The organism is uncultured Nostoc sp. (genome assembly GCF_964245445.1).
In the GTDB taxonomy this organism is placed as follows: domain Bacteria; phylum Cyanobacteriota; class Cyanobacteriia; order Cyanobacteriales; family Nostocaceae; genus Nostoc.
The window spans coordinates 1-15,607 of the sequence record NZ_CAXTNE010000014.1 but is presented as its reverse complement, the minus strand read 5'-3'; the positions used below and the strand labels follow the sequence as shown (position 1 = coordinate 15,607).

At 42.0% G+C, this 15,607-nt stretch carries 12 protein-coding genes and 1 pseudogene; 8 read left to right on the top strand and 5 right to left on the bottom strand.

Annotated features, from left to right (window positions below):
• Positions 1–21: 21 nt before the first annotated feature.
• A complete protein-coding gene (locus ACFE90_RS04160) occupies positions 22–1,206 on the bottom strand; it encodes an NAD(P)H-quinone oxidoreductase subunit H (RefSeq protein WP_375498002.1) in 1,185 nt (394 codons plus the stop codon).
• Positions 1,207–1,603: 397 nt separating this feature from the next.
• Between ACFE90_RS04160 and ACFE90_RS04155 the strand changes: the two genes are divergently transcribed.
• From ACFE90_RS04155 to ACFE90_RS04140, 4 genes and pseudogenes are all read left to right on the top strand, one after another.
• On the top strand, positions 1,604–3,520 hold the full coding sequence (locus ACFE90_RS04155; RefSeq protein ID WP_375498000.1) for a M48 family metallopeptidase: 1,917 nt from the start codon (positions 1,604–1,606) through the stop codon (positions 3,518–3,520).
• A 174-nt stretch (positions 3,521–3,694) separates the two neighbouring features.
• Positions 3,695–4,579 carry a 16S rRNA (cytosine(1402)-N(4))-methyltransferase RsmH gene (gene rsmH / locus ACFE90_RS04150; protein WP_375497998.1) on the top strand — a complete coding sequence of 295 codons (885 nt, stop codon included), beginning with the start codon at positions 3,695–3,697 and terminating at the stop codon, positions 4,577–4,579.
• A 244-nt stretch (positions 4,580–4,823) separates the two neighbouring features.
• Positions 4,824–5,381: pseudogene (locus tag ACFE90_RS04145) on the top strand (MotA/TolQ/ExbB proton channel family protein); the annotation flags it as partial.
• A gap of 395 nt (positions 5,382–5,776) precedes the next feature.
• The gene (locus ACFE90_RS04140; RefSeq protein ID WP_375497996.1) at positions 5,777–5,983 is read left to right on the top strand and encodes a glycogen debranching protein; all 207 of its coding nucleotides are present in this window, start codon (positions 5,777–5,779) and stop codon (positions 5,981–5,983) included.
• A 141-nt stretch (positions 5,984–6,124) separates the two neighbouring features.
• On the opposite strand, the gene ACFE90_RS04135 is transcribed toward ACFE90_RS04140, so the two are convergent.
• The gene (locus ACFE90_RS04135; protein WP_375497994.1) at positions 6,125–6,289 is read right to left on the bottom strand and encodes a hypothetical protein; all 165 of its coding nucleotides are present in this window, start codon (positions 6,287–6,289) and stop codon (positions 6,125–6,127) included.
• 170 nt (positions 6,290–6,459) lie between these two features.
• On the opposite strand from ACFE90_RS04135, the gene ACFE90_RS04130 reads away from it, so the two are divergent.
• Complete coding sequence (locus ACFE90_RS04130; RefSeq protein WP_375497992.1) at positions 6,460–7,017, top strand: methylmalonic aciduria and homocystinuria type D protein; 558 nt, start codon at positions 6,460–6,462, stop codon at positions 7,015–7,017.
• A gap of 91 nt (positions 7,018–7,108) precedes the next feature.
• On the top strand, positions 7,109–7,675 hold the full coding sequence (locus ACFE90_RS04125; RefSeq protein ID WP_375497990.1) for a GNAT family N-acetyltransferase: 567 nt from the start codon (positions 7,109–7,111) through the stop codon (positions 7,673–7,675).
• 259 nt (positions 7,676–7,934) lie between these two features.
• Here the strand turns inward: ACFE90_RS04125 and ACFE90_RS04120 are convergent, their stop codons facing one another.
• The gene (locus ACFE90_RS04120) at positions 7,935–8,951 is read right to left on the bottom strand and encodes a potassium channel family protein (protein WP_375497988.1); all 1,017 of its coding nucleotides are present in this window, start codon (positions 8,949–8,951) and stop codon (positions 7,935–7,937) included.
• A 589-nt stretch (positions 8,952–9,540) separates the two neighbouring features.
• Here ACFE90_RS04120 and ACFE90_RS04115 point away from each other — a divergent pair.
• Both ACFE90_RS04115 and ACFE90_RS04110 read left to right on the top strand, forming a co-directional pair.
• Positions 9,541–11,328 carry an ABC transporter substrate-binding protein gene (locus ACFE90_RS04115; RefSeq protein ID WP_375497986.1) on the top strand — a complete coding sequence of 596 codons (1,788 nt, stop codon included), beginning with the start codon at positions 9,541–9,543 and terminating at the stop codon, positions 11,326–11,328.
• 618 nt (positions 11,329–11,946) lie between these two features.
• Entirely contained in the window at positions 11,947–13,230 is a 1,284-nt protein-coding gene (locus ACFE90_RS04110; protein ID WP_375497984.1) for an aspartate aminotransferase family protein, read from the top strand.
• A 194-nt stretch (positions 13,231–13,424) separates the two neighbouring features.
• Here the strand turns inward: ACFE90_RS04110 and ACFE90_RS04105 are convergent, their stop codons facing one another.
• Both ACFE90_RS04105 and ACFE90_RS04100 read right to left on the bottom strand, forming a co-directional pair.
• Positions 13,425–14,417: an alpha/beta fold hydrolase gene (locus ACFE90_RS04105; RefSeq protein ID WP_375497982.1), complete on the bottom strand. Its 993-nt coding sequence runs from the start codon at positions 14,415–14,417 to the stop codon at positions 13,425–13,427.
• 505 nt (positions 14,418–14,922) lie between these two features.
• Entirely contained in the window at positions 14,923–15,531 is a 609-nt protein-coding gene (locus tag ACFE90_RS04100) for a DUF4129 domain-containing protein (RefSeq protein WP_375497980.1), read from the bottom strand.
• Between the last annotated feature and the right edge of the window lie 76 nt (positions 15,532–15,607).

Here is a 15,607-nt window from a genome sequence, read left to right as displayed (position 1 = left end):
AACTACTTAAATAGATATTTTCTACCTATCTACAGACCCCATAATTATGTCAACACTGCCGAGAATCACCACAATATCTGCAACCTTCATGCCCCGCAGTAAATGTGGGACAATCTGGAGATTGTTGAAATCTGCTGCGCGAATCTTCCAACGTGCAGGGAAGACATTATCATCGCCAACCAAATAAATTCCTAATTCACCTTTGCCACTTTCTACACGGGCGTAGATTTCACCCTTGGGAATCTTGAAAGTGGGGGAAACTTTTTTACCGATGAATTGGTAATCAAATGCGTCCCACTCGGATTTTTTACCTGCGGCTAAACGCTTGGCTTCCAGATTTTCGTAAGGGCCGCCAGGAAGTCCTTTAATTGCTTGGCGAATAATCTTTACAGATTCGCGCATTTCCCGCATCCGCACCACGTAACGAGCAAAGCAATCACCGGCGGTTTCCCACTGCACATCCCAGTCGAAATCGTCGTAGCATTCGTAATGGTCAACTTTCCGCAAATCCCATTGCACGCCAGATGCGCGTAACATTGGGCCAGAAAGTCCCCAGTTAATTGCTTCTTCACGGGTGATAGTACCAAGTCCCTCAACACGTCGCCGGAAGATGGGGTTATCGGTTACTAAGCGTTCGTACTCATCAATTTTGGGTAACAAGTAGTCACAAAATTCCAGACACTTATCTACCCAACCATAAGGTAAATCGGCTGCTACCCCACCAACACGGAAGTAGTTGTTATTCACCATCCGATAACCTGTGGCGGCTTCCCACAAATCATAAATCATCTCCCGTTCGCGGAACTGGTAGAAGAAGGGAGTTTGTGCGCCTACGTCAGCGAGGAAGGGGCCAAACCACAGCAAGTGGTTAGCGATGCGGTTCAACTCCAGCATGATGACGCGGATGTAGCTAGCACGTTTGGGGACAGCAACACCTGCAAGCTTTTCTGGGGCGTTGACAGTGACGGCTTCGTTGAACATTCCCGCCGCGTAGTCCCAGCGACTGACGTAAGGAACGTACATTACATTAGTACGGTTCTCAGCGATTTTTTCCATTCCCCGGTGCAAATAGCCGATAACTGGTTCACAGTCAACAACATCTTCGCCATCCAGAGTCATGATTAGCCGCAGAACCCCGTGCATTGAGGGGTGGTGTGGCCCCATGTTTAGCACCATTGGTTCAGTGCGGGTTTCTAGTCTGGTCATAGATTTCGTGTTCTCCCGTTGTGTTCGCGTAGCGTGCTGAAGGCAAATTTTGAATTGAACCGCTTAGATGCCAACTAGACCCAATTTATCTTGTTTGTCAAGCCAAAGTAAGGGTTGTGGATTGACGGGGAGACGCGGTGGGTAGGTTGGAGAAAAAGTGACAGAGGAGGGATTTGATTTGATGTTTCATTTTGTTGCACTTCTTCAACTATTATATGGAAGCTCGATATGCACTTAATTAAGGCATCGAATTTTTTTATCTCATGATGCTGGGATAAAGGGACGGGGTGAAAGAAAATGGTTTTCTCAATGATGACTATTGACTTCTGAGTTTTTACGTAAGCCATAGAGATATTGTGTCAGTTATATTACAGTTTTCTGACCCTAATACATATCTATGACTTTCAATCAAGAGCGTTTTGATAAGCTAATTCAGAAGTTAGAAGCTTTTGCTAATAAACAACCGCATCTTTATAAATTGCATGTTGCTTTTTTGGCTACTTTGGGCTACGCATATATATTTTTCGTTCTAGCTGTAACATTGGCTCTACTGGTAGGTATTATCTTTGGGATACTTAATGCTCAGTCAATTTCTAACTTATCTTTGACAGGTCTTCTGTTTTTCCTGACGTTAGCATTCGTATTAGTGCGATCGCTTTGGGTTTCTTTTCCCCCACCTACAGGTTTACCACTACAACCCAAGGATGTACCCAATCTCTATTCTTTAACTAACGAAATCTCATCGAAACTGCAAGCTCCACGGTTTCACCACATCCTGCTGACCAACGATTTTAATGCAGCAGTTGTTCAAAGACCGCGCTTAGGTTTGCTGGGATGGCAGCAAAATTACTTAATTGTGGGTCTACCGCTCATGCTAGCACTGCCACCCGAACATTTTCGTGCCGTGTTAGCTCATGAACTGGGACATTTATCAGGAAATCACAGCCGTTTTAGTGGTTGGATTTATCGCCAACGCGAAACTTGGTATCGCATTGTTACAGGACTCCGACAAAGTGGACATGAAATATTATCGTTAGTTTTTCAACTGTTTTTGATATGGTACATTCCATTTTTTAATGCCTATTCTTTTGTGTTAGCACGCATGAATGAATATGAAGCAGATAGATGTGCTGTTGATTTAACGGGAGAACAAAATACTGCTAAAGCTTTGATAAATACAAAGGTGAAAGCTAGATTTTTAGAAAGATATTTTTGGTCTAGTATCTATAAACAGGTAGAGACAGAAATTGAACCACCAAAAATGACTTATATGGATATGAGACAGGCTTTAAGCCAGAGACTTAATCAGGAAATTACAAATGCTTATTTAATTGAAGCATTAACAGAAAAAACCAATAATACTGATACTCACCCTTGCTTGACAGATAGATTAAAAGCCTTGGGATATATCCCCGATGTTCAGCAAGAAGCCGCTATATTTTCAAGAATTGAAATCAGTGCAGCCCAAGAGTTGTTAGGAGATAAATTAGAAAAGCTCATTGAGTATTTTAGTCAAGATTGGCGAGAAAAAATAGCAACATTTTGGAGACAAGAATATGCTGAATTTCAAAAATGCATAGCTAAATTAAAAGATTTAAATCACAAATCGCAAAAACAACAGTTAACCCAAGAAGAAGCTATTAAACAAGCACTTTTGACGTTAGAATTTGAGGGTGAAGACTCTGTTATACCTCTATTAAAAGAAATTATTCATCGTGACGCTTACCTTGCATCAGCTAATTATTTATTAGGTAAAATCTTATTAAAAAAACAAGATGCAACTGGAATAAAATACATTGAGAGGGCAATAGAGCAAGACTCAAATATAGTCATAGGAGGTTGTCAGATGATTTGCTATTTTCTTAAAAACCAAGGAAAAAACAATGAAGCAAAGTCTTATCAAGAACGTGCAGACAATCATAGTAAATTAATTTTAAAAGCGCAGCAAGAGCGCTCTAATTTGAAAAGAGATGATAAATTTGATCCTCATAATATCTCAGATATAGAGGTAGATAAGCTTCGTCAGCAGTTATCTCATTACCCCCAGATAATAACTGCTTATTTAGTTCAAAAAAATCTGCAATATTTTCCTGAAAAACCACTTTATGTTCTAGCTGTGAAGCGTGGATTTAGTTTTTGGGAAAATAGTCGTATTTATGAAGCCGATAGCTCTAAACTTGTAAATAGCTTATTAGAAGAAAATGAATTGCTCGGAAATGTGTTCATTTTTATTCTAAATAGCAATTTAAATATGGAGAAAAAATTAAAACGGATACCAAATTCGATGATTTACCAGAAAAAAGGTAAAAAATAGTACTACAGAATGCTTAAAGCTCAAGATCCAAAGCTGACGTTGGGTGTCGAGTTTATGATATTTTCCTTTTGTGTCTTAGCGGTTCAAACACTATTTTTTAGCTAGAAACATACAAAGACACAAACAAAAGAATACATAATTAAAGTTCACCTGTGGTTTTTTGCCCTAAGTCTCATGAATCGTCAGCTAGCTATGGAAGAACCGATATTTTCTCATCTACCAGTGTTACCGCAGGAAGTAATTGCAGGTCTAGCGGTATCTCCAGGAGGTCATTATCTTGATACGACGGTAGGCGGTGGTGGTCATAGTCGCCTAATCTTAGAAGCTGCTGCGGATGTGCGGGTAACGGCGATTGACCAAGATGAGGATGCTTTAGCAGCAGCGAAAAAGAACTTAACTGAATATAGCGATCGCATACAATTTATTTATAGCAATTTTGCTGACTACGAGTTTCCCCCTAACAGTTTCGATGGTATTTTAGCCGATTTGGGGGTAAGTTCTTACCATTTAGATCAAGCAGAACGAGGTTTTAGCTTTCGCCAAGCTGCAAGTTTGGATATGCGAATGGATCGAGGGCGATCGCTAACTGCTGCTGATGTGATTAATAATTGGGATGAAGCAGAATTAGCAGATATTTTCTTTAAGTACGGTGAGGAGAGATTATCGCGGCGGATTGCTCATCGTATTGTCGAACGGCGACCGTTGCACACGACTACAGAATTAGCTGATGCGATCGCTTCTTCAGTTCCCCCCAAATACCGTTATGGGAGAATTCACCCGGCTACCCGTGTTTTTCAAGCTCTGCGAATTGTCGTCAACGATGAGTTAAAATCCCTAGAAACCTTTTTGGATAAAGCACCAAATGCCCTTGTCCCTGGTGGCAGAATTGCAATTATCAGTTTTCACAGTCTGGAAGACCGTCCGGTGAAACATGGTTTAAGAAATTCACCTTTATTAAAGGTATTGACAAAAAAACCAATTATTGCTCAAGAAGAGGAAATTAGTAAGAATCCGCGATCGCGATCGGCCAAACTGAGGATAGCTCAAAAGTTGCTGTAACTACAATACAGCGTTAAACTGCTCCATCTCGTGGCTCAGAACTGCTGCGAATACGCTCAATGAAGTTAGGATAATTTTCTAAATCTTGTTCTGATTGTAACGGTGGCATTTCAATCCAATTACCTTCGAGATGCAGCTTAACCCTTTAAAACTTGCAGAGCAATTCCTTTTGGAAAATGATATCAACTTCACTCAAACAACGATTTGTTAACCTAGCGTTGTTGAAGAGTTGAAAAAAGAGTAGATGGAAATTAGTAATCTGTTTACAGCAGGTGGCGTGGTCATGTGGCCTCTGCTGGGGTTCTCTTTGTTAGGGGTGGCGCTGATTATCGAACGGATCATCTTTTAGGTAAAGATAAGTAATCGGCAAAACAAGGTAGTGCGAGAGGTGCTACAGCTTTATCGTGTTGATAATGTAGTTAGTGCTTTAGATAAATTGCAGAAAAATTCTGATTTACCCATTGCTCGGATTTTTTTAGCAGCTTTAGAATTAGAGGAGCCGACACCAGAGGAATTTCGTTTGGCATTAGAAAGTGAAGCACAAGCCGAAATCCCCTTACTCAAGCGCTCCCAAAATATTTTTGAGACAATTATTGGTCTTGCGCCCCTGTTGGGACTTCTCGGCACTGTTTTAGGATTAATTAACTCCTTTGCCTCTCTAAATATCGGAGATGTGGGAGGTACTAAAACAACAGGTGTAACATCTGGAATTAGTGAAGCTTTAGTATCCACAGCATCAGGGTTGGTAGTGGCAATCTTTACACTATTATTTCCCAACACCTTCCGGGGACTCTACTATAGGAATCGTACTTGATTTTTGAAATTATCTACGTGGGTGGGGAGTGGGGAGTAGGGAGTAAGGAGTAGGGAGTAGGGAATAAGGAATTAGGCTTTTCGATCTGTACCGAGCTTTTTCAGAAATCAAATATTAGTCCTATAGCGCCAGATTGCCTGGATTCAAGAATATGATGGATAGTTAGAATTACTCTACCGCCGTCGCTACGAAAGAGGAGATAAGAATTTAAAATTCAAAATAAATCCAAAATAGTTCGATTGAGACATTCGGCGATCGCTCAGTCAAGCCGCGCTCATGCCAAAGTCCAAAATCGGCAATCTAAAATCCAAAATTGATTGACTCTAATAGTATTCTAAAATGACAAATAGCTTTTTTCGCTATAGTTTTCGAGGAAATATTTCATGACTATTTGGGTAAATGAGCAAATTGATCCGTCTGGGATGATTCATGCCTGTATTGCCACTTGTAACGAATCTCAAGCCAAAGATTGTCATGATTCTTTTGAGAATAATTTGACCAAGACGCAAAAGGCAGCCGGTTGGGTAGCGCGATTGCGGATAGTCGATTCTTGGGATGATGTGCCGGTGAATTCTTTAAAACTCAATTAATTGGGTGCTATGGAAAGTAAGCTTCATAGCTTCAGCATCTCCAAAGAGACACGATTACCTTTGTTTTTTCTGCTTGCTTTTGGTGAAACTCCGACGCGCTTTGCTTCACCAGACGGCTGTTTAATCCAGGTTTGCTGACAGCTAGACTATTTTGGTTTGAGCTACAAATCGTCTGAGGTGGAGGTCATTTTTTGGGATTTTGATCGAACAGATTTCAGGAGCGTAGGCGTAGCCCGCCGTAGGCATCGCTTGTCTACCACAAGCTGCACCTATGCCAATGCTGATAGCGATCGCAACAAATCCCATGAGAACAGGTTAATAAAGGATAAAATTAGGATTAAAATTATCAAATTATTAGCAACTGCTGCCAAAAAAAGTAACAAATTATAGTAAATTAATGATTTTTATGAACTTTTAAGAGCTATCATCTATACCGGAGATTAAATTAAAAAACTTGCCAAAACTGAATCAATTTAGTGAACTATCCCAAGGTTTACATTTCGGAGCAAAGCTGTCCTATTAATTTAGTTGGCGAAACGGGACAAGCGGTTCAAATTTCAATTCATGCTCCCAGTCAATATATCTGTGCCAACTGCGAACGGATATTACCAGATTGGAAACAGCAGCCATTTTTACAAGTAGTGATTGTCTTACAGCGATCGCGTTATGAATTAGTCGAAAAGACAGCAGAAGTAGAGACAGAGAAAGAACGCTTGCGAGAAAAGTTTATGAGATTTGGCTGCGATTTGGCATTTAATCTGCGCGATCGCGGCTATTTAACAGACCTGATCGACCCTCGCACAGGCTATCCTTTACTATCTCATCCTGGAGCAATTCCCCACGATGACACAGCAGTTGTCAAAGCTTTGCTTAACTATCCAATGATTAAAAATCAATGCCGTGTGTTAATTCATCCCGAATGGGGTGCAGCAGTTTATCCTAGCATCTTGATATCAGAAGCTCCTCCAATTGTGATCGAATGGGTTACAAAAGGTATAGCAGCCATGCATGGATGGAAAGAAATTGATTATTAGTCATTAGTCATTAGTCATTGGTTAGCAAAGCCAATATTTTAGAGTGGCTGAGTTAAGCGCCATGTATCAAAAGCTGTGTTAAAACCTAGTAATGACTAAAACGCAGCCTAATCACATCAAAATTCGCCTAGCCCAACCGCAAGATAGAAATCAGATTTTTAATATCCAAAGAGATGCCATACAGGCACTTTGTTCCATAGATTATAGTCCTGAACAGATTCAAGCATTATTAAACGATATACACTTAGATAAATCACAAGCAGAAGAGAGAAAAGATATAGTTTTTGTAGCTGAAATTGGTGAAAAAATTGTGGGTTTTTCTGCCTACTCCAGATATTGGGTGAATGCACTTTATGTGCATCCTCAATATGTGCGACAAGGAATTGGCACAGAGTTGCTAAAAGCAATAGAAAGGGAAGCGTGTTCTCAAAATGTCAATACGTTAGCTGTCTGTGCTTCAATCACTGCCAAACCTTTTTATGAAGCATCTGGCTATCAAGAGTTTAGCAAAACTTATATAAATTCAAGTAGTGGAGTTTATATACCGTGTAGCCGTATGCAAAAATGGCTATCTTCAACTACTGAGGGAGAACAATTACCATCAGACAGTTTGACAGTTATATGCAGATTTGTGCAGTGGATATTAACTGGTAAGTAAACTACAAAATAAAGCAAAAGTTAAAAATCTAATAATTAAACCATTCTCGTAAAGTAAACCAACACAAATTATTTGATATCTGCCCTCAACGAAGAGGCAGGGGGCGGCGGGAAATGCCCCCTGACTCCTGCCGTGTAGCGGAGCGGAACATGGGTTTGAATCCCCCACTTCTGTTAAGTGGTTCAAGTGAGGGTGGGGTCGAATCCCCCTTTCTGTTCCTTCTCCCCAGCTAATAGCTCCCTGTTCCCTTGCCTCTTATTCAACTATTTTTCGGTCGCCGCAGTTTCTTAGAACCAATTGGGCCGAGAATTTGGTTAAGGCTACGCAATTGCTCTGCTGTACCCATACCAATTAGCCGATCGCCTGGCATTAACACCGTATCGCCAGTGGGGCCACCGATTAAAGTGCCATCAACGCGGCGAATTGCCAGAACTAATGCCCCAGATTGCGATCGCAATCTCGCTTTTTGCAAAGTTTGACCGACAAAAGGACACAAAGACGGTTCGAGTAAAAATTCTTCCATATACAACTGACGGTCTGCACCTGTCAGAATTCCGTCTACAAAGTCCAATACTTGGGGTCTGAGTGCCGCAGCAGCCATGCGCTTACCACCAGTAATATAGGGGGATATCACTTCATCTGCACCACCGCGTCGTAACTTCTGCAAAGCCTCTTCTGTACTTGCCCGTGCGATTACGCGAATTCCCGAATTCAGTGTTTTAGCTGATAAAACAATGTATAAATTTTCGGCATCTGAAGGAAGGGCTGCAACGATACAAGTTGCCCGTTCAACGCCAACTTTCAAAAGCGTGTCATCTAATGTAGCATCACCTTGGAATGCTGTATAACCTTCTGTCTGCGCCCTTTGCACAGATTCAGTCTCCGAATCAATCACCACAAAAAGTACGCCTTCTGCCTGAAATTCTTTGGCAATTTGACGACCAGTGCGGCTAAATCCACAGATGATGTAATGTTCTGATAGGGATTCCATTAACCGCCTCTGCTGCTGTAGCCGAATTCCTTCTTGAAAGTAGCCTTGAATGATCGCTTCTGTAAATCTGTTGACAATGTAACCGATGTTGACTACACCTAACAAAATCAGGGTAATTGTAAACAATCGTCCTCGGCTACCCAGTGGATGCGTCTCTCCATATCCCACAGTCGCTAAAGTTATGACTGTCATGTAAGCCGCATCTTCCCATGACCAGCCCTCCACTAGCCAGTACCACAAAGTGCCAATGAAGAAAACACCGCCGAGAGCGATCGCCCCAGCCATTAACTCCTTTTGGATACGTTGATATTTTTGCTCAAGTGTTGAGAATGACGTAAAAATAGTACTTTTAGCCTACTTTTTCTAGTTTTGTACTAACTTTATCGCATTTGTGCTTTTTAGTACATTCAAACTACAAGTTATCCAGCTATGACAGGTCATTGAAGAGGACAAGGGGCACTTAGCAGGGGGCTAAAAGGAGAACCCCATACATAAATGTAGGGCTGCTGAACTAAGGACGCATTATTTCACACGAACAGCGCGTCTCGAAATAAATGTTTTTATCCTACACATAAATAAATTTACTTGCTCTGAATCCCTTGATTGCTGGGGAATTTGGAGTTTTCCCCCTTGCTCCCAGCAAGAACTGCTCCCCTGCCTCTTTGGTTACTACTTTGAAGCGGCCATCGTAAGCGATACCTTTGCTGCGGAACGCTACGCGTAGCTTGCTTCCTCGTAGGGGTACGGTGAGCTTCTCTACGAGACGCTACGCGAACGCTAACGCAGAACATTTCGGTCTAGTGTCATTATCCTAATACTAGTAAATCACCATACTGTACTGTGTAGATAGTAGCTGTAAGGTAGATGACTAGAGATGATTCCTGCTGTTGTCCGACCTCTGAATTTAATAGTTGGTTTGCTCCTATCTTGTTGTTTCTTGCTCACAAGCTGTCACCCAACACAAATGAAGAGCAAAGCATCTCAGGTAGCTCAATTAGTTCTAGTTTCACTAAGTGACCCAACTACTTTTAACTATGCCATTAATGACTCTCCATACAGTGTTTTTTCTTTGATTTACAAAGGATTGATCGATGAGAATGTGATGACTAGTAAGTTGGAGCCGGGACTAGCAGAATCTTGGTCAATATCTGCTGATAAAAAGCGGATTATTTTTACCTTAAAAACAGGATTGAAATGGTCAGATGGTAAACCTCTCACGGCAGATGATGTAGTTTTTACCTATCGAGACATTTATCTTAATAAAAAAATTCCCACTTTATATAGAGATTTTTTGCGTATTGGCAACACAGAAACCTTCCCGTTAGTGCAGAAACTAGATGATTTGCGAGTTGAGTTTACTTTTGTAGAACCTTTTGCCCCTTTTTTAAGATACGCCGAAAGGCTAGCGATTTTGCCAGGTCATGTCTTGCGTTCTTCTATATTATCGAATGATAGCAATGGTAATCCTAAGTTTCTCTCAATGTGGGGAACCAATACTGATCCGCAAAAAATCATCTGCAATGGGCCTTACCAAATAGAAAGTTATACTCCTGGTGAACGGGTAATTTTACGACGCAACCCCTATTACTGGCGTAAAGATTCTCAAAGAAATCCTCAGCCTTATATTCAACGTATTGTCTGGCAAATTATTGCTTCTACAGAAAATCAGTTACTCAAATTTCGCTCAGGGGAACTGGATACTTTGAATGTGACACCAGCAGTATTTGGGTTACTCAAGAAAGAGGGAAAGCGAGGAAAATTTATTATTTACAATGGTGGACCTACTGCGGGTTTTAGCTTTGTGGGTTTCAATCTCAACCAAGCTAGTAATTCCAAAGGTAAGCCTTTTATAGACCCAATAAAATCTCGATGGTTTAATAACTTAGCTTTTAGACAAGCAGTCGTCTATGCCATTGACCGCAACCGAATTAAAACTAATATTTATCGTGGCTTAGGTGAAATCCAACATTCGCCAATTGCTGTTCAAAGTCCCTATTACTTGTCCCCAGCAGCAGGGTTAAAAGTGTATAATTATAATCCGCAGAGAGCTAGGCAAATGTTGTTAGAGGCTGGGTTTAAGTACAATTCCCAAAAAGAACTGTTAGACCAAGATGGAAATAGGGTGCAATTCAATCTTTTAGTGAAATCGGAAGATCAATCAAGAATTGATGCCGCCGTTCAAATCCAACAAGACCTAAATCAAATTGGTATCAAAGCAGATATGCAGGTAGTCAGTTTTAACGTAGTATTACAAAAGCTACTCTCTCGTCGAGATTGGGATTGTTATGTCGGTGCATTTGGTGTTCCCGGTGCAGATGTTGAACCTAATCTTCTATCTTTATTTTGGACTAGTCAAGGCTCATTTCATCAGTTTAACCAAGGTGCTTTACCAGGAGAACCCCCGCTCAAAGGATGGGTAGTTTCTGATTGGGAGAGAGAAATCGACAGTCTTTTTGGCGCAGGATTTAAAGAACTAGACCAGAGCAAGCGCAAGGCGATTTATGGCAAATTTCAGCAAATCGTTGCTGAACAGTTGCCGATATTCTGCCTTGTGAATCCAATCTCGTTTCAAGCGGTGCGTGAACGTGTCAATCCCATCAAGTTTTCTGCCTTGGGGTCAACTTTTTGGAATATTGATGAACTGAAAATCACAGAAAAATAATTTCAACCAAAGATTTCAGGTATCATAATTCGTATATATCACCCTTTTTGATTAGGACTTACGCACACTCTACGAATTCTTGGCGTTCTTGGCGTCTTGGCGGTTCGATAAATTAGGCTTTTTGGCAATTTTTGCGTAAGTCCTGTTGATGTAGAGGGGTTTCAGATGTGAGCAGTTTTGAAAAAAATAGTTTAAAAACTAATACCTTTTGGGAGCTTTCCTAGAGGGTATTAACTATGATGAAGTGATTTCAGTTGAGCGATGCTACAGTTTTCCTAGACACAGCAAGGGTAATTTCGTCATGTGCCCTAACACCGTCAAAACCCCAGGCTAGACAGCAGTTGACGAGTGAAGTATGGACATCCCTAAGAAAACCCCTGGACTCTTCCCAAGATTTGCGATGCCTATGACGGGCTACGCTTATAAAAATTGCCTGTCGCTCATACTTTTGCTCAAGTATTGAGAACAAAATTTTTTTTACCACAGCCAAGCGTTTGAGGTTATATAAGCGTTAGCCTAAGAAGAAGTACGAGTTGTGCTAAATAAAAAGTATTTTTTAGGGATTTCTAGGAAACTAGTAAATAACTATATGATGAAAAACTCTCAGGAGGAGCGATAGTGAGCCTACAAACTCTCGTTGAACAAGCCACCATCCCCCCAGATTCAGGGTCTGTAGCATCCAGTCCCTTTGATGCAGATAGCTTTAATGAAGCTGTCATGTCTACCTATGGTCGGTTTCCCTTAGCCCTAGAACGGGGTGCTGGATGCCGGGTTTGGGATACACAGGGGCGAGAATATCTGGACTTTGTGGCTGGAATTGCCACTTGTACTTTAGGACACGCCCACCCAGTTATGGTAGAAGCGGTAACACGCCAAATCCAGAAGCTGCACCATGTCTCTAATTTGTACTACATTCCTGAGCAAGGTGAATTAGCAAAATGGCTCGTTGATCATTCCTGTGCCGATCGCGTGTTTTTCTGCAACTCTGGAGCTGAAGCTAATGAAGCTGCAATTAAACTGGCGCGGAAATATGCCCACACAGTATTAGACATTGAAAAACCGATTATTTTAACCGCCAATGCCAGTTTCCACGGACGGACTTTGGCAACTATTACCGCTACAGCACAACCGAAGTATCAAAAATATTTTGATCCCTTGGTTCCTGGTTTCCACTACGTAAATTACAACGATATTAACGCTGTGGAAGTGGCGATTAGCGAGTTGGATGAAGGCGATTATCGGGTAGCGGCAATTCTGATTGAGCCATTGCAGGGAGAAGGCGGTGTGCGTCCAGGAGATGTTGCCTATTTTAAAAAGCTCCGGCAGATTTGTGACGAAACTGGCATTTTATTGATTTTCGATGAAGTGCAAGTTGGTATGGGGCGCAGTGGGAAATTATGGGCTTACGAACATCTTGGCGTTGAACCGGATATTTTCACCAGTGCCAAAGGCTTAGGTGGTGGTATCCCCATCGGCGCAATGATGAGCAAGAAATTCTGTGATGTTTTTCAACCAGGGGAACACGCTAGCACCTTTGGCGGAAATCCTTTTGTGTGTGGTGTAGCACTCAGTGTTTGCCAGACATTGGAACGGGAAAATATTTTACAGAATGTGCAAGACAGAGGTGAACAATTGCGAGATGGATTGAGAGCGATCGCAGCAAAATATCCTCAGCAGGTTGGCGAAGTTCGGGGCTGGGGTTTAATCAATGGTTTGGAATTGCGAGCCAATATTCAACTAACCGCAGCAGATATCGTCAATGCTGCCATCAAAGAAGGCGTATTACTGGTACCTGCTGGGCCAAAAGTAGTCCGATTTGTGCCACCGCTAATTGTCACAGAGGCGGAAGTAAACACTGCTTTAGAAGCTGTGGATAAGGCGATCGCAACTCTCACAGCTTAGGTAATCAAAAAGCGAGGATAAGTCTTTATGTTTATCTCTCGCTTTTTCTTACTTTTAGATTATTGTCACTAAAATTATTAGACTTCTTGCAAAAGTCCTAAATGCGTGCGACAAGTAAGTAAGAGTTAATATACTTGTTTTGTAACGTTCAGCGAATAGTCATTTTAAACGTATATCTGAGACTAGTTGAACTTTTAGGTAATCGACTTGTCGATTTGGAGGTCTGTTAGAAACTCGATGAGCAATCTATTAACTTCGACTGGGCGTTCTTGCTGAATCCAATGACCAGCCTTTGGTAGCAATACCTTCTGCCTCAGGTTGGGCACGTTTTCCTCTAGGGTGTCGAATGCTTCACGGTACATTGCCATTGCGATCACTGCATCTGCCTCTCCCGCCACAAACAATGTTGGCTGGCGCAGCTTTGCACCGCTAAGAAACGGTGTTAGTTCCCAAATTCTATCTATGTTTCGATACCAGTTCAACCCGCCCCGGAAACCAGTCCGCTCAAACTCAGAGGTGAAAAAGTCGATATCCTGGTCTGTTAACCAAGCCGGAAGTTGCTCCGGTACATAACTTGTGTCTATTGGCTTCTCCGACTTGTTAAATAGGAAGCGCCAGCGTTTTTCTGGTGGTGGATCTCCTGAGGCGGAGTAGAGAATTGAACGTATAGTAGCGCGAACGTCAGACTCTAGTTCCGCCTCAGCTTTACCTGGTTCTTGGAAGTACAGCTGATAGAACTCCTGCTCGCCTGCCATCAACTTCATTGCTTCTGTCGGTCGAATGTCTGACCAACTGCGGGGTTGATAGGGCACACTTAGCAGGGAGATAGCGTGGAAGATGTCTGGACGGAGTAAGGCACAATACCAGGCAACAGGCGCACCCCAATCGTGTCCAACAATGATTGTTTGCTCCTCACCCAGCGCATGAACCAGACCAACAATATCACCAACCAACTGGAAAATATGGTATGCCTCGATTGGTTCCGGTCTTGAGGTCTGTCCATAGCCGCGCTGGTCTGGTGCTACCGCGTGGAACCCAGCTTCCGCTAATGCCGATAACTGATGCCGCCAGGAGTACCAACATTCTGGGAAGCCGTGACACAAGATCACCAATGGACCTTGTCCCTGTTCGGCAATATGCATCTTGATACCGTTGGTTTCGATGAAACGGTGAGTTACTAAGGTCATATTTCTTCAATTCCTTTTTTAGGGTTGAAGCAGCTCTTTTCATGTTGGCAAATGAACTACAAAAGTTAAAAAGCCTGATGCTGCCCTCACTGAAAACTAATTAATGAGGTTTATCATCAAAAGAGTAAAAATTATTGCCAACGATATCTTCTCTACTTCTTTCCAACACAGTCACCATTATCTAGCAGAAGGGGATCAGGGTGGAAAACTTTTCGGTCTACTGAATGTCATTAATAATTGGTCTTCCAAGTTGAGTTTTGCAGGTCGCCCAGTATAAGTGTTTGTGGCGGTCGCCTGAGCGCACAACCTCAAGCATCTGGTTGAAAGTCTCGCTTTGGCACTCTATACAGCCGTTTGAAGTCTTCTTGTTTCAAGCCTTTTACCTGTTTGTAGGTCATATAAAACACCACGCTTTTACCTACTTTTCTCATGTCACTGGGACTTTTGCAAAAGGTGTATTGATTTTTTTAGCTATGTATTTAGTATCCCTATCCCTGCGTTCTTTTCATTCTTGAGAAATTTCTCGATAAGCTTGCCGACACTGCTCATAATTGTCTGGCAAAATCTCGGCATTACCAAAACATAATTGCTCGTGAGTGGTAATTAAAGTTTCATAGGGCTGTATGGGAGTCACAGACGATCGCAGCAATTGCAGATATTCTCCATCTGTGCGGCTGAGTTTGTGGGGTGCGATCGCATTTTTATCCAACTGCTGCAACATTGCTAAATAAATACAACGGCAAGCCTCACGGTAGTTACCTTGACGGTAAAATTGTTGTGATCGCTCCAACAAAAGGGCTATGGATGACTCACTAGAGGGAGTTTTTACACGAAAATCAATGAGATTGCCCCTTCTATTCAGCCAAGAATATACATAAGGACTGAATTCTTGCCATAATCGCCAACCCACCCAAACTATAAATAAACCTAGTACGAGCCAAAACAGAAATTTCAGCAACTCACCTAGCCTTGGGCTAATCGACCATCCATTAGGCAATTCGGGCAAAGCGCGTTCAAAGCGGTAAAACTGGTATTCCCACCATTCTCCAGCTTGTTGTTGAAATTGAGAAAGCTGCCAACTCCAGCTAGTTTTTTCAAAAGTATCTGTAGGCATAGGTGGGGGATGAGGAAGTGGGAAGCAGGCGAGGTAGGGGAAGAAGAACTATTGATTATTCACCAATGCCCAATGC